Below are 22,240 nucleotides of genomic sequence, written 5' to 3'. Positions count from 1 at the left end.
CTTTGCGCCCGTCCGGCTGACGGAAATGTGGTCTGGCGACAAACCACGATGTTCAACGGCTATTGATCACGCCTATCAATCTCAGGCATGCTTGGCGCGGCAGCGAAACACGTTCCGCGTTACGTCTTAACCGATGAGGGAGGAAATCTCGATGAAGCAAAAACAGCGCAGGCTCGCGCTATCGCTCACCGTTGCGGTGGGGGCGACTTTGGCCGCCTCGACCGCGATGGCGCAAGCGATCGACAGCAAGCGGATCGAAGCCAATAACCCGAATGATTGGCTCACCTACCACGGATCTTACAACTCCTATCACTATAGCGGGTTGACCCAGATCAATGCGAAGAACGTCAAGGATCTTTCGGTCGCCTGGATCCACATTCCCGGCCACTCGACGCGCGGCCTGCAATCGATGCCGCTGGTCGCCGACGGTATTCTTTATTACTCCGGCTCCTATAGCCGCGTCTTTGCGATCGACGGCGCGACCGGACAGGTCCTCTGGTCCTATTTCCCAGAACTCGACGATGCCCTCGTCGCCCGCCAGACCCATTCACCCTATAACCGCGGCGTCGCCCTCGGCGAGGGCAAAGTGTTCGTCGGCACCGTCGATGGCCGCCTGATCGCCCTCGACATGAAGACCGGCAAGCCGGTTTGGGACACCAAACTGATCGACAGCCAAAAGCTCACCATCGGTTTCACGGGAGCGCCGCTCTATGTCAATGGCGAGGTGGTGATCGGCTCGCAAGGCGGCGAATGGCCGGTGCGTGGCAAGATCTACGCGGTCGACGCGACCACTGGCAAGCTGCGGTGGGACTTCAACACCATCGCCCCGACCGAAGAGACCAAGAAGACCTGGGGCAATGATTCCTGGCGGGTCGGCGGCGGCGGCGGCTGGATGCCGGGTGGCTATGACGCCGAAACCAATACCATCTGGTGGGGCACCTCGAACGGCGCACCGCTCTACGATTGGTCCGGCCCCGATTGGATGCACACCGGCGCCCGCCCCGGCACCAATCTCTATATTAGCTCGGTGCTCGGCCTCGATGCCGCCTCCGGCAAGCTGAAATTCTTCCATCAGGAGAACCCGCACGACGTGTGGGATTTCGATAGCGCCGTCGGCGAATTCCTGATGATCGATCGCGGCGGCCAGAAATACGTCGTCCACCCCAACAAGGGCGGCTATATTTTCGTCTATGACCGCAGCGCCAACGTCAAAAACGTCTGGCCGATCTCGCATAACATCAATTACGCGAAGATCGACCCCAAGACCGGCGAATTGACCGACCGCCGCGACATGACCGCCGGCAAGCAGGCCGAAGTGCTGTGCCCGCACATCTCCGGCGGGGTGAGCTGGAATGCCGGCTCTTATGACCCGAAAACCGGGCTCTATTACAAAATCGGCAATGAATGGTGCATGCATCTCGACATCGTCAAAACGACGCCGGTGACCGAGCCGCAGGTGCAGCTCAATATCGGCGCCAATTTCACCATCGCGCCGCCCCCCAATGGCCCGATCTATGGCCATCTCGATGCCCGTGATCCGATCACCGGGCAGACCAAGTGGGAGGTTCGCTTCCCCGAACCGCCGCTCGCCAGCGTTCTCTCCACCGGCGGCGACCTCGTCTTTGTTCCCGATGCCCGTGGCACGGTCCACGCCTATGACGCGACCACCGGCAAAGAATTGTGGAACCATGGCGATGGCACCGGCCATCAGGGTGGCATTATCAGTTACGCCGCGCATGGCAAGCAATATGTCGCGGTTGTTGCCGGCTTTGGCGGTATGGCGAGCGATGACTATGCGCCGACCTTCGGCGGCGTCTTCAAAAGCATGCCCCGTGATGACGGCGCTCTGGTCGTCTACAGCCTCTCGAAGTAATCTCTGAGTGATCGCAACCGGCGAGACGTGATGTCTCGCCGGTTGTTTTTTGGAAATTTTGTCAAGCCGATGAAAAATCTCATACTTTGCTCGGCGGTTGCCATCGCTGCGATGGTCTCCGCGGTGCCGGCAGTGGCACAACCGGCCGATCAGGCCTCGCATTTGGATGTCAATCAGCTCTTTGCCACCACCTGCGGCTGGTGCCATAGTGATGGCGGTCGGGTCGCCGGCAAGGGGCCGCAATTGATGAACACCAAACGCAGCGATGATTTCATTCGCTATCGCATCAAGCATGGCAAGGAAGGCGCCATGCCGGCCTTCGGCAGCACCCTCAACGACGCCGATATCGACAAAATCATTCAGTATATTCGCGCCCTGAAACCGGAGTAGCCATGAGATATTTGCTCGCCGCCGCGATCTTCTCTGTCTTCGCGGCCCATGCCGAAGCGCGTTCGCTCGATGTTATCCGCGCCCGCGGCGTGCTCGGCGTTTGCGCGCATCCCAATGCGCTGCCCTTTTCCAGCAAATCCGGCAATCCGCCGGGCTTTCAGATCGAGCTGGCGCGTGCCATCGCCGCCAAGATCGGCGTCGCCATGGAGCCGGATTGGGTAGTCACCGGCTTTCAAATCCGTGCAGCCAACTGTGATATCATGCTCGACACCATCGAGAATCGCGAGGCGCAGGAAGAATCGAATCTCAAGACCTCGAAACCCTATTACCGCACCGGCGCGGCGCTGGTGGTGCCAGCGGGCAGCAAAATCACCTCATTCGAGGCGCTTGGTCCCGAGACCAAGGTCGGCGTTCTTCTCGGCTCGACGGCGGCGATGGCCCTCGGCCAGCGCCATATCGGCATTTCGATCTTTGGCTTTGAAGATGACGCGCTCGACGGTCTGGCCCACCATGAGGTCGATGCGGTGATGGTGACGCCGGCGGCGGCAGGCTATTACAATCTCCGTCACCCCGACCATCCGGTGCAAATCATCGGGCTCGATGAGCGTGATCCCGGTCTCGCTTGGAATGTCTCGGTCGGCATGGTGAAGCCTGATGCCGATCTGCGGGCTGCGATCGACGCGGCGTTGGCGAGCTTGGCCGCCGATGGCACCATCGCGCAAATCTACCGCCGTTACGGGATCACCCTGCTCGCGCCGAAATAGCGCTCTCCGGGATGCCGGTCGCGCGCTGCTGGCCCGGCCGGTCCACGCCAGCACGCTCGCGTTGGCCTGAGACATTAGAGCAAGGTAGGTTTTGATTGAACCATCCTGTTCAATCAAAACCGGCCAACTTGCTCGCCAAAATAGGTTTAGAGCGTGATCGACTTAAACCGATCGCGCTCTAGTGTTCTGCCCCTGAAATGCTTTGGCATTTCAGGGATCAGCAGGCCACTGAAAACAAAAAAAGCGAGTGTCCATGACATTCGCTTACGAATGTCTGAAAAGGGACACTAGAGCAGTTTCCGCTCGCGCAGACTGACCCAGCGGCCATTGCCGATGATCACGTGGTCATGCAGCACGATCGCGAGAGCTTCGGCTGCCTTGCGGGTCTCGGCGGTCATGGCGATATCCTCGCGCGAGGGCGTGGGGTCGCCGCTCGGATGGTTGTGGACCAGGATGATCGCCGCGGCGTGCAGTTCCAACGCCCGTTTCACCACTTCGCGCGGATAGACCGGGGTGTGATTGACGGTGCCGCGCGCCTGCACCTCGTCGGCGAGCAGGTGGTTGCGGGAATCGAGGAACAGCACGCGGAACTGTTCCACCCGCTCACGCGCGAGCGCGGCATTGAGATAATCCATCAGCCGTGCCCAGTTATCGAGCAGCGGCCGGTCCCTGATCTCGCTTCGCGCAAGGCGGAGTGCTGCCGCCTGGACAGTTTTCAGCGCCGCCGCGCCGGCCTCACCGAGGCCCTCGATCGTGCGCAAATCGGCGAGCGGTCCGGCAATCGCGCCGGCGAAACTGCCGAATCGCGCGAGCAGAGCCTTGGCGATCGCCTTGGTGTCACGCCGCGGCAGCGCGGTGAACAGCACCATTTCCAGCAATTCGTGATCGGCGAGCGATTCCGCCCCGGCGGCGAGGAGACGCGCGCGCATCCGCGCTCGATGCCCCTCAGCGCCGGCCGGTTTGCGGGGCTGCGGCGCCGCGCTTGAAAACAGGTCGGGAGGCGGGGGCGCGGACACGCGCGCGCTCAACCGGCGATGGGGTAAGGGGGTTTCTCGTAGCCGGCGGGCGAGAGGGTAAAAATCTCGCAGCCCGCCTCGGTGACGCCGAGCATATGCTCGAATTGTGCCGAGAGGCTGCGATCGCGGGTCACGGCGGTCCAGCCATCGTCGAGGATTTTCACCTCGGCGCGGCCGACATTGACCATCGGCTCGATGGTGAAGACCATCCCTGGGCGAAGCGTGATCCCGTCGCCGCGGCGGCCGAAATGGAGGATATTGGGCGGCTCGTGGAAACGCCGGCCGATGCCATGGCCGCAGAAATCCCGCACCACGCTGAAGCGCTTGGCTTCGACGAAGCTCTGGATGGCAAAGCCGATATCGCCGAGCGTCGCCCCCGGTTTGACCGCCGCGATGCCGCGCAGCAAGGCCTCATGGGTGACATCGATCAGCACCCGGGCGCGGGTCGAGGCGTTGCCCGCGACATACATCCGGCTGCTGTCGCCGTGCCAGCCGTCGAGGATCACAGTGACATCGATGTTGACGATATCGCCCTCGTCGAGGCGACGCTCACCCGGAATGCCGTGGCAGACGACATGGTTGATCGAGGTGCAGATCGATTTGGGAAAGCCGCGATAATGGAGCGGTGCCGGCACCGCGCCGTGGGCGACGATGAACTCATGGCACAGAGAGTCGAGTTCAGCGGTGCTGATGCCGGGGCGGACATGCGGGGTGATCATGTCGAGGGTTTCGGCGGCGAGCCGCCCGGCCGCACGCAGCCCGGCGAAATCGGCTTCCTGATAAAGCGTGACACGCCGGGCATCGGCTCCGCCGTCCATGGTCTGATCCCTTTGCTCCCGTATCTGGGACGATGCCGCCGCACCTCCCGCGATCATTGAGGAAAGATGCGCAACCGAGCGGCACGGCGCAAGGGTCTAGGCGTGGCTAATCCTCGGCCAGGTCGGCTCAGGTCAGCGTTGGCGGCACCGGCAATGGCTTCTGGGCAGGGGCATGGCTGAGCGCGGGCGCGCCGGCATGGCCCGGCGCGTGGGGCTTATGGTGCGGCGAGAGATGGTCTGAGGCGTTATGCACGAGATGGGCGTGTTTTTTGTGCCAGCGCGAGGCGGCGGCGAGCCGGGTCGGCGGCGGTCCGCCCGGGCGGCGGAGCGCTGGCGGCAATGTCGCGGCATGGGCGGTCGCGATCAGGCCCCAATTCGCCCCGCCGGCTTTCTTGCCGCTCGCGCGGGCAAGCAGGATCCCGCTTCCCGGCACGCCAAGGCTGGAAAAACCCTGATCGAGAAGTGCCGCCATATGCTGATCGCGCTCCGGGTTGGAACTGGCACCCAGCACGACGCCGATCAGCCGGGTGTCACCGCGCACCGCGCTGGTGATGAGATTATGGCCGGCGGCCTCGGTATAGCCGGTCTTGAGCCCGTCCGCGCCCTCGTAGGTCGTGAGCATATGGTCGTGATTGGGGATCAGGCGGCCATGGAAGACGAAGCCGGGGACGCTGAAATAGCGATATTGATCGGGATAGTCCTGGATGATGTGGCGGGCGAGGATGGCAAGGTCACGCGCGGTGGTGACCTGCTCGGGGTCGGGAAGGCCGGAGGCGTTGCGGAACGTGGTATGCGACATGCCGAGCGCGCGGGCGCGCAGCGTCATCATTTGAGCGAAACGCATCTCCGAGCCGCCGAGCATTTCCCCGAGGGCCGCGGCGGCGTCATTGGCGGATTTGGTGACCAAGGCGAGAACGGCCTGCTCGACGGTGAGGCGCGTTCCCGGGCGGAGATCGAGTTTGGACGGCTCCTGAGACGCGGCATAGGCCGACACCGGCACCCGATCCGAAAGCGCGATCCGCCGGTCGCGCAGCGCCTCGAAGGTGAGATAAAGGGTCATGAGCTTGGTGAGGCTCGCCGGATAGCGCGCGGCGTCGGGATTGGCGGCATAGAGCACGCGGCCCGACGCCGCGTCGATCACCATCGCGCTGTAGCGGTCAGAGCCGATCTGCGCGCGGGCGACGCCGGGCAGCAACGCCAGCGCCAGCAAAAACAGGACGGCGAGGCGCAGCCTCTGGCCGCCGCGTCGTGCGCCAGCGTGACCCTCCCCGTCTGGCACGCCCGTCAAAAACGCCATCCTCGTCTTCCCTATTGTCATGCCGCCATGAGTGTAGCGGCGGGGACGCTTTCCTGTCCAGGTGGAAATCTCAAAATTCAGTCTGCCTTTGAAGGGGTTAAGGAACAATTTTCAGGCGGCGTGCAGAAGCGCGCAAAACCGCGTGGCGAAAAGCCGGCACGCGCAACGGCATGATTTTTTTTGCGGCGCACAAAAATCCCTTGACCGCCTCTATCGGTCGATTTATATTCGCGTTGTTGCAGTGCAGCAAGGCCGGGGTCGCCGGCTGGTCCGGGTCAGCCGAACAGGCCGGTGCGGGCGCCGAAAAGGCGGCTTATTTCCTGAGAATAGCTCCGGATCAGCACGCCTGCCACAGACGATAGATGGAGATGCAACGTGGCGACGAAACCCAAAGCAGTCGCGGTCGCATCGGCCGCGCACGGTGCGGCGCGCGAGGCTCATGGTGAGCCTGCCGCCGCCGCGCCGCAAGAAGCAGTGATCCCGGCTGCTCCGACGAAGCAGGGAAAAACAACGATGATGGAGTTTCCCATGAAGGAACAGATGGACAAGGCAATCAAGGCGACCGAGGATTTCGTCACCTTCGGTCAGGGCAATGTCGAGGCGCTGGTGAAGTCGAGCCAGATCTGGGCGGCCGGCGTGCAGGATCTCTCGAAGCAGTTTGCCGCCTCGGCGCAGGCGCAGTTCGAGGAGACGGTGAACGTGTTCAAGGCGCTGAGCGGCGTCAAGTCGCTCAAGGACGCGGTGGATCTTCACTCCAATCTCGCCCGCACCACGTTCGAGAAGTCGGTGGCCGAGGCCGGCCGCTTCACCGATGCCTCCTTCAAGCTCGCCGAGCAGGCGACGGCGCCGCTGCTCGCGCGCGTCACCCTCGCGGCCGATAAATTCACCAAAACCGCCTAACGCATCATCGCCGACGCTTCCCGGAACGCTCGCCTTCCCGGCGTTTCCGGGGAGCGCAAAATGGCGGTGATACGAAGCCTGGAACCCGCTGCGGGTTCCGGGCTTTTTCGTGTCTCCAGGCTTTTTCGTGTCTATTGACGGGCGACGTCTTGACCGGCGGCGCTCGCCCGGGTTCTCTTGCGCTTATGCATTCTTCCGCCCCCCCCGCCGCGAAAGACCGCACATCGCCGCGCGAAAGCCCGGCGGCGCAAGCCGCCCGCGCCGCGCGGCAAGCCAAGGAAGCCGAGGCGCTTCGCGCTAATCTCGCCAAACGCAAAGCCCAAAGCCGCGTCCGCAAAGACGCGGGCGCGCCGTCGCCGCCCGCAACCGCGGGATAAACCACCAGCCTAAAGGCCGCATCCCCGGGGCGAGCAACCGGCTGACCGCGGTTGCCTCCCGGCGAAGGCCGGGTCTCCGGCGTTTTTTACCCGGCCACGCGCGCGGCCAGCGCCTGGCCGATTTCCTCGGTGCTGGCGGTGCCGCCGAGATCACGGGTGCGCGGGCCGGGCTCAGTGAGGAGAGCGGCGATCGCGGCCTCGATCGCCCGCGCCGCGTCTTTTTCGCCGAGATGATCGAGCATCATGGCCGCCGACCAGATCTGGCCGATCGGGTTGCAAATGCCGCGGCCGGCGATATCCGGCGCCGAGCCGTGCACCGGCTCGAACATCGAAGGATAGCGGCGTTCAGGATTGATATTGGCCGAGGGCGCGATTCCGATCGAGCCGGCGACGGCGGGGCCGAGATCGCTCAGGATATCGCCAAACAGGTTGGAGCCGACGACGACATCGAACCAGTCCGGGTGCTGGACGAAATGGGCGCAGAGAATGTCGATATGAAACTGCGCCGTGGTCACGTCCGGGTATTCCCGCGCCATCAGCGCGAAGCGCTCGTCCCAATAGGGCATGGTGACGGTGATGCCGTTCGATTTGGTCGCCGAGGTCAGGTGCTTGCGTGGCCGCGAGCGTGCCAGCTCGAAGGCGTGGCGGAGCACGCGATCGACCCCATGGCGGGTGAAGACGCTTTGCTGGGTCGCGAATTCGCGCTCCGTGCCGACGAAGGCACGGCCGCCGATATCGGAATATTCGCCCTCGGTGTTTTCGCGCACGACGATGAAATCGATCTCCGCCGGCCCGCGCCCGGCGAGCGGCGTGCGCATGCCCGGCAATAGCCGGCAGGGACGCAGATTGACATATTGATCAAAGCCGCGGCGGAGCGGAATGAGGAGCCCCCAAAGCGAGACATGATCAGGAACCCCGGGCCAGCCGACGGCGCCGAGGAAGATCGCATCATGGCCAGCGAGGCGCTCCAACCCATCCGCCGGCATCATCGCGCCGGTGCGCTGGTAGGTTTCGCACGACCAATCATAATGATCGAGGGCGAGGGAGAAGCCGAAGCGGCGCGAAGCCGCTTCCAGCACCCGCAACCCTTCGGGCACGGTTTCCTTGCCGATGCCATCCCCCGGGATCACCGCGATGCGATAGGTGCGCGCCATGTCTCTCTCCGTAAAGCCCTGCCAATGATGGACCACGGAAGGCAATCCGGCTAGACCGGGGCCGCTTCATCGGGGGTTGGCGGAGGGTGCCATGGCGGCGAGTGAGATGACGGATTGGGATCGCGGCGCGGCGCTGACCACGGCGCGGATTTTGCTCGAGATCGGGGCGGTGAATTTCCGCCCCGAGGCACCCTACACCCTGACCTCGGGCTGGAAATCGCCAGTCTATATCGATTGCCGGCGGATCATCTATTTCCCCCGCGCGCGGGCCAAGATCTGTGCGCTGGCGGTCGAGAAGATCGGCCGCCAGATTGGCTATGAGAGCGTCGACGTGGTGGTCGGCGGCGAGACCGCGGGCATTCCCTTCGCCGCCTGGATCGCCGATCGGATGCTGGCGCCGATGGCCTATATCCGCAAGAAGCCGAAAGGGTTCGGCCGCGATGCCCTGATCGAGGGTGATGTGCCGGAGGGCAAGCGGACGCTGCTGGTCGAGGATCTGACCACCGATGGGCAGTCAAAAATCCAGTTCGCGCAAGCGCTGCGGGACGCCGGCGCGATCATCGAGCATGCGTTCGTGGTGTTTTTCTACGGTGTTTTCCCGGGCAGCCTGCAGACCCTGGCGGGGATGGGAATTAGGCTCCATCATCTCGCGACCTGGTGGGACGTGCTCGATGCCGGCAAGGATCGCGGCCATTTTTCCGAGGCCGCGCTCACCGGCGTGCGGCGCTTCCTCGAAGACCCGGTCGCGTGGTCGGCAGCGCATGGCGGGGTCGCGAGCGCCGAGGAGGCGGCACGGCACAAGGCCGTGAAACGCTGAACCGGCTCCCCCGCTGATCGCCCTCAGGGCTGGAAGGCGAGAAACAGAAACGTCGCGAAAATCACCAGATGCACCAGCCCGTGCAGGACATGGGCGCGGCCGGTCGCGAAAGTGATGGTGCTGACAAGCATGGTGAGCGCGAGAAGCACCATGCCCGCCGGCTCCAGCCCGAGCACGAGCGGCATCCCGAGATAGAGCGAGACGATGGCCGCGGCCGGAAACGTCATGCCGATGGTCGCGAGCGCCGAGCCGAGCGCGAGATTGAGCGAGGTCTGCAGCGCATCGTTGCGGGCCGCCGCCACCGCGGCGATCGCCTCGGGCAGCAGGATCAGGATGGCGACGATGAGCCCCGTCACCTGCGGCGGCGCGCCCACGGCGAGGCGGCCGAGTTCGACGACGACGGCGAATTTCTTGGAAAGCAGCACGACCACGACGAGCGCGACGACCAAAAGCCCGCCGCTCATCGTCAAACGCCACCGTGATGGCACGAAATCCACGGCATGCGCGGCGGCGGGCGTGACGAAATAGTCGCGATGGCGCACCGTCTGGATATAGAGGAAGGCGCCGTAGAGCAGCAGCGTCACCACCGCGACGAACGCGAGCTGGACCGGGGCGTAAAGAGGCCCCGGCGCTTGCTCGGTGAAATTCGGCAGAATGAGCGTCAGTGTCGCCAGCACGATCAGAACGGTGAGATAGATGCCGACACCGGAGACGCGAAAGCTCGGCTCGCGGTAGCGGAGACCGCCGACCAGGATGCAGAGCCCGGAAAGGCCGGTGCAGACCGTCATCACCACGGCGTACACCGTATCGCGGGCCAGCGTCGCCGCGTTGGCGTCGCCCGAGATCATCACCGAGGCGATCAGCGCGACCTCGATGATCGTGACGGCGGCGGTCAGGATCAAGGTGCCATAGGGTTCGCCGGCGCGATGCGCGATCACCTCGGCATGATAGACGGCAGAGAAGATCGCCCCGAACAGCGCCGGGAACAACAAGACCGCGAGTGCGATCCCGGCCGCGCCGGGCGCGAGGTGCGCTGCGAACCCGAATGCTGCCGCAATCGCGTAAAACACCACCGCCAGCAGCGGCGCGATCCAGGTCCATCGCGGCATTCGGGTGATAGGGGCATGCGTCATGAAAACCTCGTGCCGGAGCGAAACGGTCCGGTCAAGCGCCGCCCCGCGGCTCATACCAGCCAGCCGAAAGAATGACTCGTCGCTTGAAGACGGCTGGCTGGTATCTTTTTGATGTTGCGCGGAGCCGCCACACCCACCCTGCGCGCATACCGGTCAGCGATTTCGCTGCCCGGTATCAGTCACGCAAGGCCGCGATCAGGAATTCGCGGTTGCCGTCGGCACCGGTGATTGGGCTCGGCGTAAGCCCAAGCACCCGCCAGCCCGAGAGCCCCGCCCACCAGGCGGCAATGCGCGCGCACACCGCCTCATGCACCGCCGGATCACGCACGATGCCGCCTTTGCCGATGCCCTCGCGCCCGGCCTCGAATTGCGGCTTAATCAGCGCGACCGCGAACGACCCCGGTGCGGCCAGCGCCAGCGGCGCCGGTAAAACCGTTTCCAGCCCGATGAAACTCGCATCCGCGACCACGCAGCCGACCGCCTCGGGGATCAGCGTCGCATCGAGAAAGCGGGCATTGGTGCGCTCATGCACGACGACCCTGGCATCCTGGCGCAGCTTCCAGGCGAGCTGCCCGTGCCCGACATCGACGGCGTAAACCCGCGTCGCGCCGCGCGCGAGCAGGACCTCGGTGAAACCGCCGGTCGAGGCGCCGATATCGAGCCCGACCCGCCCGGAAGGCGAGAGCCCGAAATGATCAAGGGCATGGGCGAGCTTGATGCCGCCGCGTGAGACCCAGGGGTGATCCTCGCCGCGGAGCGCAAGCGGCGCGTCCTCGGCAAGCAACTCGCCGGATTTCTCGACCCGCCGCGTCCCGGAGAGAACTTTCCCGGCGAGAATCAGCGCCTGCGCGCGCGCTCGGCTTTCGGCAAGGCCGCGCGCCAGCAGAAGCTGATCGGCACGGAGCCTTGCCATCCGCCGCCGCCGTCAGTGCCGGCGCGCGACGACGAAGCGGGCCAGCGCCCGGAGATGGGCGGCGCGCTCGCCGAACATTTCGAGATGCGCCGCCGCTTGCTCGGCGAGCAGCAGCGCCTGGGCGCGGGCGCGCTCGGGGCCGAGGATGGCGACCAGCGTCGCCTTGCCGGCGGCCTGGTCCTTGCCGGCGGTCTTGCCGGTCTCCTCGGTGGTGCCGAGGGCGTCGAGGAGATCATCGGCGATCTGAAAGGCGGCGCCGAGATCGCGCCCGTACCAGGCCAGCGCCTGGCGCTGGGTGTGTGGCGCGCGGCCGAGAATGGCGCCGGCCTCGGCGCTGAACTGAATAAGCCTGCCGGTTTTCAGCGCCTGTAGGCGCGCGATTTCGGCCTCGCTCAGCTCCTTCCCCTCCGCCGCCATGTCGATCATCTGGCCGCCGACCATGCCGCGCGCGCCGGCGGCATGCGCGAGCCCGAGCACCAGATCGGCGCGCGCCTGCGGGTCGGAATGGGTGTCGGGCTCGGCCAGCACCTCGAAGGCGCGGGTCTGCAAGGCATCGCCGGCAAGGATCGCGGTCGCTTCGTCGAAGGCGCGATGGGTGCTCGGGCGGCCGCGGCGGAGATCATCGTCATCCATCGCCGGCAAATCGTCATGCACCAGCGAATAGGCATGGAGCATTTCGACCGCGGCAGCGACGCGGGCGGCGCAGGTGGCATTCACCATGAACAGCGCCGCACTTTCCAGCACCAAAAAGGCGCGGAGCCGCTTGCCGCCGCCGAGCGTCGCGTAACGCATGGCCTCGAACAACCGCGCCTCCCGCCCCTCCGGCACCATGAGCAGGGTCTCGAGCGCGGCCTCGACCCGCGCGGCGGCAGCGGCGAGCGCTGCCGTGAGCCTGGGGTCGGGCGCGTCATTGGGCGCCGGGGGCTGAGCCTTACTCATGGCGCCACCGGGCGGGTGGCGAGCCCGTTCTCGGTCGTGACGATGGCGTTGATGCGCGCTTCAACCTCGGCGAGCCGCGCCTCGCAATGCTGGCGAAGGGCGGTGCCGCGCTCATAGGCGGCGAGCGCCTCGTCCAGCGTCTGCCGCCCCTCCTCGAGAGCGCGCACGATCTGCTCGAGTTCGGCCATCGCGTCCTCGAAGGAAAGCTCGGCGACCGGACGGGGCGGCGCGGTGGCAGGCATGGGGAGATCCTCCGGCGCGGGGGTTGTCAAACGCCTGCTCCTATCCCGCCGGTGCCGCGACGCCAACCCCCACGCGACACGCTCGTCTTGATCCACCCCCTGGCGGGCAGGGCACGGGCGGCTTAGGCTTGCCTGCGAGACCCTCATCCCGGACCAGACGCCGCTTGGCGACGTGTCCGCCGCACTGGGTCCATCACGGCTTCAGGAGGAAGTGACATCATGGAAGATATCGTCATCGCCGCCGCCGCCCGCACGCCGGTTGGCAGCTTCAACGGCGCATTCGCGGCGGTGCCCGCGCATATGCTTGGTGCAACCGCGCTTTCGGCCGCGATCGGCCGCGCCAAACTCGAGCCCGGCGAGGTCGACGAGGTGATTCTCGGCCAGATCCTCGCCGCCGGCCAGGGCATGAACCCGGCCCGCCAGGCGGCCCGCGCTGCCGGCATCCCGGACGACAAAACCGCATTCGGGATCAATCAGGTCTGCGGCTCGGGGCTGCGCGCCGTCGCTCTGGCGGCACAACAGGTGATGAGCGGCGAGAGCAAGATCGTCGTCGCCGGCGGCCAGGAAAGCATGAGCCTCGCGCAGCACGCGGCGCATCTTCGCGCCGGGGTGAAAATGGGCGATCTCGGCTTCGTCGATACCATGATCAAAGACGGGCTCTGGGATATTTTCAACGGCTATCACATGGGCGTCACCGCCGAGAACGTCGCCCGCGCCTATCAGATCACCCGCGAGGAGCAGGATGCCTTCGCCCTCGCCTCCCAGCAGAAGGCGAGTGCCGCGCAGAAAGCCGGGCGTTTCCAGAGCGAGATCGCGCCGGTCACGGTGAAGGGCCGCAAGGGTGACGTGGTGGTATCCGAAGACGAATATATCCGCCACGATGCCTCCCTCGAAGCGATGACGAAGCTGCGGCCGGCCTTCACCAAGGACGGCACGGTGACGGCGGCGAACGCGAGCGGCATTAATGATGGCGCCGCCGCCCTCGTCGTGATGACGGCGAGCGAGGCGGCCAAGCGCGGGCTCGCGCCGCTTGCCCGCATCGCTGCGTTCGCGACCGCCGGCGTCGATCCGGCGCTGATGGGCACCGGCCCGATCCCGGCCTCGCGCAAGGCGCTGGCGCGCGCCGGCTGGAAGGTCGAGGATCTCGACCTGATCGAGGCCAACGAGGCGTTCGCGGCGCAGGCCTGCGCCGTCAATAAGGATCTCGGCTGGGATCCGGCGAAGGTGAACGTCAATGGCGGCGCGATCGCGATCGGCCACCCGATCGGCGCTTCCGGGGCGCGCATCCTCGTGACACTGCTCGCCGAAATGGCCCGGCGCGATGCGCATAAGGGCCTGGCGACACTCTGCATCGGCGGCGGCATGGGCGTTGCCATGTGCGTCGAGCGCTGAGCGATGCGCAACCCCTCCCCGCCCAGGCCAGGCGGGGCGGGGTGCTGCGCTGCAACATTGATTTCGCTCAACATTATCCCAGCGCGGCATGCTAACCTGACGGCGTCGAACGTTCATAACGGGAGGTAAACATGGAACGGGTCGCATTGGTCACCGGGGGGACGCGGGGCATTGGCGCGGCGATTTCGCGGGCGCTGAAAGCCGCTGGCCACCGCGTGGTCGCGAGCTATGCCGGCAATGATTCGGCGGCCAGGGCTTTCGCCGAGGAAACCGGGATCGCGGTGCTGCGCTTTGACGCCGGCGATTATGGCGCCTGTGAGGTCGCGGTCGCGGAAATCGCCAAGGAACATGGCCCGATCGCCGTGCTCGTCAACAATGCCGGCATCACCCGCGATACCACCCTTGCACGCATGACGCGCGAGATGTGGGATGTGGTGATCGCAACCAACCTCACCTCGTGCTTCAATCTCTGCAAGCTCACCTTCGAGGGGATGCGGGCGGCGAAATTCGGCCGCGTGATCAATATCAGCAGCATCAACGGCCAGGCCGGGCAATATGGGCAAGTGAATTATTCCGCCGCCAAGGCCGGGATGATCGGCTTCACCAAGGCGTTGGCCCAGGAAGGCGCCCGCTACGGCATCACCGTCAACGCCGTCGCCCCGGGTTATATCGACACCGAGATGGTGCGCGCGGTGCCGGCCGAGGCTCTGCAGAAGGTCATCGCCAAAATCCCGGTCGGCCGTCTCGGCCAGGCCGAGGAAATCGCCCGCGCGGTGGTGTTTCTCGCGGCCGAGGAGGCCGGTTTCGTCACCGGCGCGACGCTCGCCATCAATGGCGGCCAATATATGACCTGAGCGCGATTAATCGAAAGGTAGGTTTTCGGCGCTAAACTGTTCCCCGACCGCAAGGAGAGGGGCAATGCCGCTGGATGCGTATCATGAGCGGGCGGGCGACCCACCGAAGGTGGAGGTGACAGCGCCGGCCCGCATCATCGCGGAGATCGCCGAGAATATCGGCCGGCTTTCGGTCGATATCGCCGATCTCGTGGGCGATGTGCAGGAGGTCAACACCCATCTCGAGGGACAATCGAACCAGGTCCGGGAAATCGGCACCGCCAGCGACGAAATCATCACCGCCAACCGCCTGATCGCCGAGACGGCTGCAGAAAATGCCCGCATGGCGGGGGCGGCGCGCCAGGATACCGAGGTTTCGGCGGCCGAGGTGCGGGCCTCGCTCGGCGCCATTGAGCGGCTGGTCGCTGCCGCCGGCACCATCCGCAGCCAGGTCGGCGCCTTCGGCGAGGCGATCGCGACGGTCGGCAAAGTTTCCCAGAATATCGACCGCATCGCCCGTCAGACCAATCTTCTCGCCCTGAATGCGACCATCGAGGCGGCGCGGGCCGGCGAGGCCGGGCGCGGCTTCGCCGTCGTCGCGAGCGAGGTCAAGGCGCTCGCCAAGCAGACCAGCGCCGCGACCGCCGAGATCGGCGCGACGCTCGCCGCCCTCACCGAGGCTTTGCAGCTTCTGCTCCGCCACGCCGAGGATGGGGCGCGCGAGGCGCATGAGGTAGGCAAAAGCGCCGATGTCATCAATCAGGCGATGCAGACGGTGAGTAGCGCGGTCGTGGCGGTCGAGACCAATGCCGGGCGGATTGGCGGTGCGACCAACGAGATCACCGCCCGTTGCGAGCAATTCGCGGAGCTGGTCGATGCCATGAAAGCTGGCATCACCCGCTCGGCGGCGACCCTGGCGACCGCCGCCGGCCGCGGCGGCACGCTTTTGGAGGCCAGCGAGCGGATCATGGTCCGCACCGCCGATTCTGGCTTTGAGACGGTGGACAGCAAATTCATCGCCGCCGCGAGAGAGACCGCGGCGCGGATCGAGGCGGCGTTCGCTGAAGCCCTGAGCGCTGGCACGATCACCGAGGCCGATCTGTTCGACAAGGATCTCCGCCCGATTTCCGGCACCGATCCGCAGCAATTCATGACCCGCTATATCGATTTCCTCGATCGCGTTCTGCCGCCACTGCATGATCCGGTGCTGGCGCTCGATCCGCGGGTCGTCTGGTGCGCCTGCACCGATCATAATCTCCTGATCCCGACCCATAATCCGCAATATCGCAAACCGCACGGGGCGGATCCGCTGTGGAATGCCGCCAATGGCCGCAACCGTCGCCGCTATACCGACAAAACCGCGCAGGCGGTGGCGACCAGCGGCGCACCGTTTTTATTGCAGACCTATCGTCGCGATATGGGCGGCGGCAAATTCGCCCTGATGAAAGACGCTTCCGCCCCGATCCGGGTCAATGGCCGGATCTGGGGCGGGTTGCGGGTCTGTTATCGTATCTGAGGCTTGGATCGGGGCTTATTGCATCGGTCCCGGCGGCGACCATTGAAAGGTTTTGCGGTGGCAGGGGTAGTTATTGATGAAATAACGCAACACCCCGCTCGCTGCCGGCTCGTCCAGATATTGCGGATTGCTTTGGACCCAGGAGACGAGCCCGGCGACGGACTGGCGCCGCGTCGGCGCCGGGTTGGGGAGGCAGACTTTGCGCTTGTTATGGCGCGGCCCCATCGTGTCGAGGAGATGGAAATCGAGCACCGCCGCCTCATAGCCGGCGCAAAGGCTGGTTCCCGCAACATAGTAGGGATTATCGTTGCGCAGCGTGCAGGCGAGCGCGAGGTCGCGGAGATTATGAATGTCGAGCGGATTCGCGACCGACATCGGTTGGGTGGTAACCGGCGTCATGGCGGTTGCCGCCATGGTTGATTGACCTGTCGCGGGCGCGCTCCCATTGGCCGCCGATTGCGCGAGCGCTGGACCCGCGACGAGCAGGCTGAGGCAGCCGAGAACAGCAAAACGCATCGAATGTCTCCGTCACGCACAGAAAAGTGAACGAAAGAGCCTGGATTTTTCCGCTCGCGCTGGGCCATCCTGTCGCCCGGCAAGCGTGACCCTTTTGTGCCGGGGTTCGTAGCGCGTTTTGGCGCGAACGCCCCGCATGGTTTCGTGTCACTTTTGTGACTTTTTTGTTGCAGGGCGGTGCGCCGCTCTTGCCAAATCCTGCCATCCGGTAGAGTTTTCACCCATGGACGAGCATCACGTCGATATCCTGGTCATCGGCGCGGGGATGGCCGGCGCGAGTGCTGCCGCCGCGCTCGCGCGCGCGGCGAGCGGGCGCAAGATCGCGCTGATCGAAGCCGAGGATACGCCGGGTTATCATAGTACCGGCCGCTCGGCGGCGATCTGGATTCTCAATTACGGTCCCCCGGATGTCCATGTCCTGACCCGCCTCTCGCGCGGGTTTTTCGATGCGCCGCCGCCCGGCTTTAGCGATCATCCGCTCAGCCATCGTCGCGCCGTGTTGTTTCTCGCTCCGCCCGAGCAGGCCGAGGCGCTGGCGACCCTGATTGCCGAGGGCGAAGCGGTGCGTGAGATCGGGCTCGCCGAGGTCGCGCGCCGGGTGCCGGCGCTGCGCCCCCGCTATGCCATTGGCGCGGCGATCGAGGAGGATGCTTTCGATATCGACGTTGCCGCCTTGCATCAGGGATTTTTGCGCGAATTTCGCCGCGCGGGCGGCTTGCTCGCGCTCCATGCCCGCGCCCGGACGATTGAGCGCAGCCAGGGACTTTGGCGGGTTGCGACGGAGGCGGGCGACGCGCGGTTCCTCTCCCCGATCGTCATCAACGCCGCCGGCGCCTGGGGCGATGAGGTCGCGCAGGCGGCCGGGGTAGCGCCGCTCGGCCTCGTGCCCAAGCGCCGCACCGGTGCGATCATCGATCCCGCCCCCTTCGCGGTCGTCGACTGGCCTTTGGTGCAAGATGTCGTGCAAAGCTGGTATGTCCGCCCGGAAGCGCGCACGCGGCTGATGGTGACGCCGGCGGATGCCACCCCGACCCACCCGCATGATGTGCAGCCCGATGAGATCGATATCGCGATCGGTATTGACCGCATGCAGCAGGCGCTCACGATCGCGGTGCGGCGGGTCGAGCGAAGCTGGGCGGGCCTGCGCAGCTTCACGCCCGATGGCAGCCTTGCCTTCGGCTGGGACCGCGCCGCTGAGGGATTTTTCTGGTGTGTTGGGCAAGGCGGCTATGGCATCCAGACCGCGCCGGCGGCGGGCGCGCTGGTGGCGGCGATGGTGCTCGGGCAGGACGCCGGCGCGGCTGGCGAAATCATCGCCCGCATCGATCCCGGCCGTTTCGCCTGAATTGTGAGGATCGACGGTATCGGCGAGCCGGGGGGCACGACGACGTCGAGATGCCGTTTGACGGCGTGGTGGGATCGGCCATCGCAGCTCACGCGGAATTGATGAGAGGAAAATGCGTTCGCCGTTGCCTTCACGAGACATGATTTTTTACCATTTGATACTTTTTTCGACTGGCGGCGCATCGTGAAAAATTAAGATGTTCGGGAGAGGAGGAATTTAGGGCTATGCGTTCGATCAAGCGGTTTGTGGCGTTGGCGACTCTGTTTGGTTTTGGGTTTCTCGCGCGTGCGGCCTGGGCGACCCCGGTGCTGGATCAGGACTACACACCCACGCCGAACATCCAAAATGCCGCCTTTTCCGGGGGATCTTTTCGAAGAGCGGAAACCTTCACGGTCGGAATCGCTGGAACGTTGGCCGAAATCACCGTTGATACGAATTCCTCGAACAGTTCGTTCACGGGCGTCAACATTCTGTCCACCTCGGGCGGCACACCGACGACGACGGTTCTGGACGTTGGAACCTTCGATTCGACAAACGCGGCTGGTGTTTCCACCTTCACGGTTTCCCTGCCGGTAACGGTCGGTGAGGTATTGGGGATCGAGCCGATCGGAAACAACGGCACCGACTGGTTGCAGCACAGCACCTACCCGCAGCCTTATGCGGGTGGTTCGGATTTCGTGCTCAACCCGAGCATATTTGGCCCCGATTTCACATCCACTTATGCTGGCGACGGGTTTGCCACCTATGTCGATCCACCGGGCTCGTCCTCGGTGCCCGAGCCGATGAGCCTCGCGATCCTCGCGAGTGGAGTCATTGGCCTGACATTCGCGCGCCGCAAGACGAGGGAGCGAGAATTTCTTCCCAATGAGTAGTAAACACGCCAAGAAGACAGGATAAAGTCTTTTTGCTTCTTTTTCTTCAGAAAAAGAAGATTTTTTCTTACCCCCTCGCCCCCGCCGTTTTACGGTGAAACGTCACCACCAAAACATCACGATGGGACGGCGCGCCGGTATCCACCGGCGCCACCGGGGTGACACCGTGATAGACGCGGTGGTCATCGACCAGGGCGGCATCGAAGGGGGCGGCGAGGGTGAAGCTCCCGAGCAATTTGCCATCAAGGTCATGAATGCTCGTCTCACCGCGCTCGATGTTCTCGCGCCCGATCATCAGGACGAGCACGTAATCGACCCCGTCGCGGTGCAATCCCTCTGGCGTCGGCTTGCCGGGGGCGCCGGCGCGCGCCTCGATGCGGAATTGGTGCGCCTCGATATGCCAGGCGACATTCGGGCATAGCCCGTCGAAAAGCGCGCGGCAGAAGCGGAGGATGGTCGTGAAGCTTGCGCTCGCCGCGATATCGTCGCGGATTGGTTCGAACCAGCGCGCGATGCCGCCATTGAGGGGGTTATAGTCGCGTGACTGATAATGCGGCTGATGCGGGGCGCGCGGGATAGCCGGCTCACCGGGGACGGCAGTGAACACCGCGAAGCGGCGTTTGCGGTAGCGCCCGCCATCGGCCATGTAGGTGTCGTGGCCGAGTTCGTTCCAGCTTGCGGCGAACCTCGCCCAGTCGTCGAGGGCGCCGTGTCTCAGCAATTCGGCCCGCATCGCCGCCGCCGGGACGAAGGCGAAGCCGCGTGCTGCGATCGCGCGGCCGGTATCGTCGCTCATTGCGCCGCTTCTTGCCGCGATGGTTCGGCTTGCGCCGGCGCCTGCTGACCCGGCGGGGTCAGCAGCAGCACGGTCTGGGTCGGATTGGCGATCTCGATGCCGAGTTCCTCGAAGCGCTTTTTCATGCGCCGCTGGAACTCGCGCTGCACCCCCCAGCGGGCGCTGTCGGTGCAGACGATTTGGCCGGCGATGGTAACGACAGCGCCTTCGATCTTATCGACGCCCCAGAGCTGCAGATCGCTCAGCATGCCGCGCTGATAGGCGGGATCCTTGCGCATCCCGGCGGCGACCTCGCGCAGCGCCTCGCAGACGCGATCGGTATCCTCTTTGTAGGCGACACTGACATTGACCGCGGCATTGCCGAGACCGCGATTGCTGTTGCTGACCGTGGTCACCGCGCTGAAGGGGATGATGTGCACCGAGCCGTCGCTGGCGCGCAGCCGGATGGTGCGCACCGAAAGCGCCTCGACCGAGCCCGAAACCCCGGCCAGCGTCACCCAATCCCCGACCTGCATCGCGTTTTCGAGGAGCAGGAAGACCCCGGTGATGAGATCCTGCACCAGTTTTTGCGAGCCAAAGCCGATGGCGACGCCGACGATGCCGGCGCCGGCGAGCAAGGGCGCGATGTTGACGCCAATTTCAGAAAGTGCGACCGGGGCTGCGATCAGGAACAAAACCACCGCGAGCGCCGCGCGGATCATCGGCAGCAGCGTGCGCATGCGGCTCGCCCGCGCCATATGACCCTGGCTGGTGAGGCGCGTCACCTGGCGCAGAATCAGCTCATTGGCCCCCTCCCACACCACGAGCACGAGAAACAGGACCAACGCGATGGTCACCAGCGCCGAGACCACCCGTTCGCCGAGGGCGCCGTCGCTGAACCAGTCGAAAGCGCCGAACCCCCATGCCTGCAGGAGCGAGACCAGGATGATCGCGGTGATGATGCCCGAGACGATAGCGCGCAACAGGCGATGATAGCTGCGCGCCCGCGCCGAGATGCCGGCCAGCCCCGGCACCACCTCGAGCCCGGCGATCGGCTCGGCGCCGACATGGAACATGCGGTCGAGGGCGCCGAGCAAGACTTGCCGCGCCGCTCGCCCGGCGATGAGAACGACGACGCTCAGCGCCCCGATCTTGAGCAGTAAGCGATAGCCGTCCGGCACGCCGAGCGCCCAAACCAGCCAGAGGCCGAGAATGGCGATGATTGCGACATGATGCCAAAGCCGCGCCGCCCGCTTGCGCGCGAGCGCGAGCGGGCCGCCGTCATCCTTGCGCGGCGCGATCCAGCCGGCGACCAGCCGGCGGTTCTTGAACACCACCACCACCAGCATGACGTGGACGATGAGGGCGATGATCTTGAGCAGCGCGTCATGGGCATCCGGGTCGAGGCCGAAGACCAGGCCGACCTCGGCGAGGGCATAGCCGAAAACACTGACCGCGATCAGCCGCCGTACCCAGCGGGTGATCGCGAGCGCGGCGGCATCGCCGAGCCCGAAGACCCGCATCCCGGGATTGTCCGGCGAGAGCAGGGAACGCACCGCCGCCATCACCACCTGCACTGTCACGAAGGCATCGACGACGGCGAGGATCACCACCTGCGTCGAGGCCGAGCCGGCGAGCGGCGTGCTGAGCAGAGCATAGACGAAGCCGAGCAGGATGACCGAGGGCACCAGTTCGAGCAGAAACCGCAGCAGAACGAAGGGCAAGCGCGCGAACGGGATCGCGATCACCGGCGTATCCCTCTCCGCGGACGCGGCGGCCAGCGGCTCATCGGCGATCGCGGGTTCGGTCTCGGGGGGCGGCGGCGCTTCGGCGCCACCGCCAACCACCGCCTCAAGGCCGCGCCGCGGCCGGCGCAAGGCGCGTTCGGCGAGGATATCGGCGGCGAGCCCGATCGCGAGGATCAGGACGAGACGCCAGAGAGCGGCGAAGAAACGCGCCTGGGCATAGGGGTCGGTCGCGGTTTCACGCAGCCAGTCGCCGATCGCCTGGAAATCGGTCACCGCCTGGACGCTTTGGACAATCCGCTTCGAGCCCACTTGCAGCCGGCTCGCGGCATCGACCAGGATCTGGGCGCCGAGGCTGTTGGGCGCCAGTGGTAAAGCGAGCGGCGCCGCGGGCGTCGGGGCGGGCGGCAGATGGGCCTCACCCGAGGCGGCGGCGAGGGCGCGGAGGGCGGCGATCAGCTTCGCGCGCTTTTCCGGGTTCTGCAGATCGGCGATCACTTCTTGCGCGGTCTGCCGGTCGAGCGCCGGCGCCGGCGGCGATTGCGCGCCGACGCGCCAAGACCCCGCGCATATCAGAAGCAGAGCGAGAGCCAGCGCACGCATCATGGCCTTT

Annotated in this window: 21 protein-coding genes; 10 read left to right on the top strand and 11 right to left on the bottom strand. The window is 65.4% G+C overall.

All coding sequences use genetic code 11. From position 1 onward, the window contains the following. Positions 1-151 precede the first annotated feature (151 nt). From ACP5M5_RS02255 to ACP5M5_RS02245, 3 genes are all read left to right on the top strand, one after another. On the top strand, positions 152-1,873 hold the full coding sequence (locus ACP5M5_RS02255; protein ID WP_427935241.1) for a pyrroloquinoline quinone-dependent dehydrogenase: 1,722 nt from the start codon (positions 152-154) through the stop codon (positions 1,871-1,873). A 69-nt stretch (positions 1,874-1,942) separates the two neighbouring features. Further along, positions 1,943-2,263 (top strand): c-type cytochrome, encoded by a 321-nt coding sequence (locus ACP5M5_RS02250; protein ID WP_427935240.1) that lies wholly within the window; start codon positions 1,943-1,945, stop codon positions 2,261-2,263. Positions 2,264-2,265: 2 nt separating this feature from the next. Continuing rightward, a complete protein-coding gene (locus ACP5M5_RS02245) occupies positions 2,266-3,027 on the top strand; it encodes a transporter substrate-binding domain-containing protein (RefSeq protein WP_427935239.1) in 762 nt (253 codons plus the stop codon). A gap of 287 nt (positions 3,028-3,314) precedes the next feature. Here ACP5M5_RS02245 and radC read toward each other — a convergent pair whose 3' ends face one another. The 3 genes from radC to ACP5M5_RS02230 all read right to left on the bottom strand — a co-directional run bounded on the left by radC (position 3,315) and on the right by ACP5M5_RS02230 (position 6,158). Continuing rightward, entirely contained in the window at positions 3,315-4,019 is a 705-nt protein-coding gene (gene radC, locus ACP5M5_RS02240) for a RadC family protein (protein ID WP_427935283.1), read from the bottom strand. Between the two features lie 32 nt (positions 4,020-4,051). Continuing rightward, positions 4,052-4,861 (bottom strand): type I methionyl aminopeptidase, encoded by an 810-nt coding sequence (gene map / locus ACP5M5_RS02235; RefSeq protein WP_427935238.1) that lies wholly within the window; start codon positions 4,859-4,861, stop codon positions 4,052-4,054. Between the two features lie 127 nt (positions 4,862-4,988). Continuing rightward, positions 4,989-6,158, bottom strand: a complete 1,170-nt coding sequence (locus tag ACP5M5_RS02230; RefSeq protein ID WP_427935237.1) for a D-alanyl-D-alanine carboxypeptidase family protein — start codon at positions 6,156-6,158, stop codon at positions 4,989-4,991. Positions 6,159-6,671: 513 nt separating this feature from the next. Between ACP5M5_RS02230 and ACP5M5_RS02225 the strand changes: the two genes are divergently transcribed. After that, the gene (locus tag ACP5M5_RS02225) at positions 6,672-7,058 is read left to right on the top strand and encodes a phasin family protein (RefSeq protein ID WP_114913997.1); all 387 of its coding nucleotides are present in this window, start codon (positions 6,672-6,674) and stop codon (positions 7,056-7,058) included. A gap of 463 nt (positions 7,059-7,521) precedes the next feature. Here ACP5M5_RS02225 and ACP5M5_RS02220 read toward each other — a convergent pair whose 3' ends face one another. Continuing rightward, on the bottom strand, positions 7,522-8,589 hold the full coding sequence (locus ACP5M5_RS02220) for a tartrate dehydrogenase (RefSeq protein WP_427935236.1): 1,068 nt from the start codon (positions 8,587-8,589) through the stop codon (positions 7,522-7,524). A 91-nt stretch (positions 8,590-8,680) separates the two neighbouring features. On the opposite strand from ACP5M5_RS02220, the gene ACP5M5_RS02215 reads away from it, so the two are divergent. After that, entirely contained in the window at positions 8,681-9,406 is a 726-nt protein-coding gene (locus ACP5M5_RS02215; protein ID WP_427935234.1) for an orotate phosphoribosyltransferase, read from the top strand. Between the two features lie 23 nt (positions 9,407-9,429). Here ACP5M5_RS02215 and ACP5M5_RS02210 read toward each other — a convergent pair whose 3' ends face one another. The 4 genes from ACP5M5_RS02210 to ACP5M5_RS02195 form a co-directional block, all read right to left on the bottom strand. Continuing rightward, complete coding sequence (locus ACP5M5_RS02210; protein ID WP_427935232.1) at positions 9,430-10,539, bottom strand: calcium:proton antiporter; 1,110 nt, start codon at positions 10,537-10,539, stop codon at positions 9,430-9,432. A gap of 175 nt (positions 10,540-10,714) precedes the next feature. Continuing rightward, positions 10,715-11,452, bottom strand: a complete 738-nt coding sequence (locus ACP5M5_RS02205; RefSeq protein WP_427935231.1) for a TlyA family RNA methyltransferase — start codon at positions 11,450-11,452, stop codon at positions 10,715-10,717. A 12-nt stretch (positions 11,453-11,464) separates the two neighbouring features. Beyond that, positions 11,465-12,391 (bottom strand): polyprenyl synthetase family protein, encoded by a 927-nt coding sequence (locus ACP5M5_RS02200; RefSeq protein WP_427935229.1) that lies wholly within the window; start codon positions 12,389-12,391, stop codon positions 11,465-11,467. Next, the gene (locus ACP5M5_RS02195) at positions 12,388-12,633 is read right to left on the bottom strand and encodes an exodeoxyribonuclease VII small subunit (protein ID WP_427935227.1); all 246 of its coding nucleotides are present in this window, start codon (positions 12,631-12,633) and stop codon (positions 12,388-12,390) included. The genes ACP5M5_RS02200 and ACP5M5_RS02195 overlap by 4 nt, the downstream gene beginning before the upstream one ends. A 219-nt stretch (positions 12,634-12,852) precedes the next feature. On the opposite strand from ACP5M5_RS02195, the gene ACP5M5_RS02190 reads away from it, so the two are divergent. From ACP5M5_RS02190 to ACP5M5_RS02180, 3 genes are all read left to right on the top strand, one after another. Further along, complete coding sequence (locus ACP5M5_RS02190) at positions 12,853-14,025, top strand: acetyl-CoA C-acetyltransferase (protein ID WP_427935226.1); 1,173 nt, start codon at positions 12,853-12,855, stop codon at positions 14,023-14,025. A 131-nt stretch (positions 14,026-14,156) separates the two neighbouring features. Further along, a complete protein-coding gene (gene phbB, locus ACP5M5_RS02185; protein WP_427935224.1) occupies positions 14,157-14,879 on the top strand; it encodes an acetoacetyl-CoA reductase in 723 nt (240 codons plus the stop codon). A gap of 64 nt (positions 14,880-14,943) precedes the next feature. After that, positions 14,944-16,374 (top strand): methyl-accepting chemotaxis protein, encoded by a 1,431-nt coding sequence (locus tag ACP5M5_RS02180; RefSeq protein ID WP_427935222.1) that lies wholly within the window; start codon positions 14,944-14,946, stop codon positions 16,372-16,374. Between the two features lie 15 nt (positions 16,375-16,389). Here the strand turns inward: ACP5M5_RS02180 and ACP5M5_RS02175 are convergent, their stop codons facing one another. Beyond that, positions 16,390-16,890, bottom strand: a complete 501-nt coding sequence (locus ACP5M5_RS02175; RefSeq protein ID WP_427935220.1) for a Rap1a/Tai family immunity protein — start codon at positions 16,888-16,890, stop codon at positions 16,390-16,392. 223 nt (positions 16,891-17,113) lie between these two features. On the opposite strand from ACP5M5_RS02175, the gene ACP5M5_RS02170 reads away from it, so the two are divergent. Beyond that, positions 17,114-18,235, top strand: coding sequence for an NAD(P)/FAD-dependent oxidoreductase (locus tag ACP5M5_RS02170; protein WP_427935219.1), 1,122 nt, complete (start codon positions 17,114-17,116; stop codon positions 18,233-18,235). Between the two features lie 224 nt (positions 18,236-18,459). Continuing rightward, entirely contained in the window at positions 18,460-19,107 is a 648-nt protein-coding gene (locus tag ACP5M5_RS02165; protein ID WP_427935218.1) for a PEP-CTERM sorting domain-containing protein, read from the top strand. 67 nt (positions 19,108-19,174) lie between these two features. Here the strand turns inward: ACP5M5_RS02165 and ACP5M5_RS02160 are convergent, their stop codons facing one another. Together ACP5M5_RS02160 and ACP5M5_RS02155 are read right to left on the bottom strand one after the other, a co-directional pair. Then, positions 19,175-19,903, bottom strand: a complete 729-nt coding sequence (locus ACP5M5_RS02160; RefSeq protein WP_427935216.1) for a 2OG-Fe dioxygenase family protein — start codon at positions 19,901-19,903, stop codon at positions 19,175-19,177. After that, on the bottom strand, positions 19,900-22,233 hold the full coding sequence (locus ACP5M5_RS02155) for a mechanosensitive ion channel family protein (RefSeq protein ID WP_427935215.1): 2,334 nt from the start codon (positions 22,231-22,233) through the stop codon (positions 19,900-19,902). Before ACP5M5_RS02155 ends, ACP5M5_RS02160 begins: the two co-directional genes overlap by 4 nt. Between the last annotated feature and the right edge of the window lie 7 nt (positions 22,234-22,240).

Origin of the sequence: Acidibrevibacterium sp. (assembly GCF_049965395.1) — a bacterium.
GTDB lineage: Bacteria > Pseudomonadota > Alphaproteobacteria > Acetobacterales > Acetobacteraceae > Acidibrevibacterium > Acidibrevibacterium fodinaquatile.
This window is presented reverse-complemented; position numbering and strand designations above follow the sequence as displayed.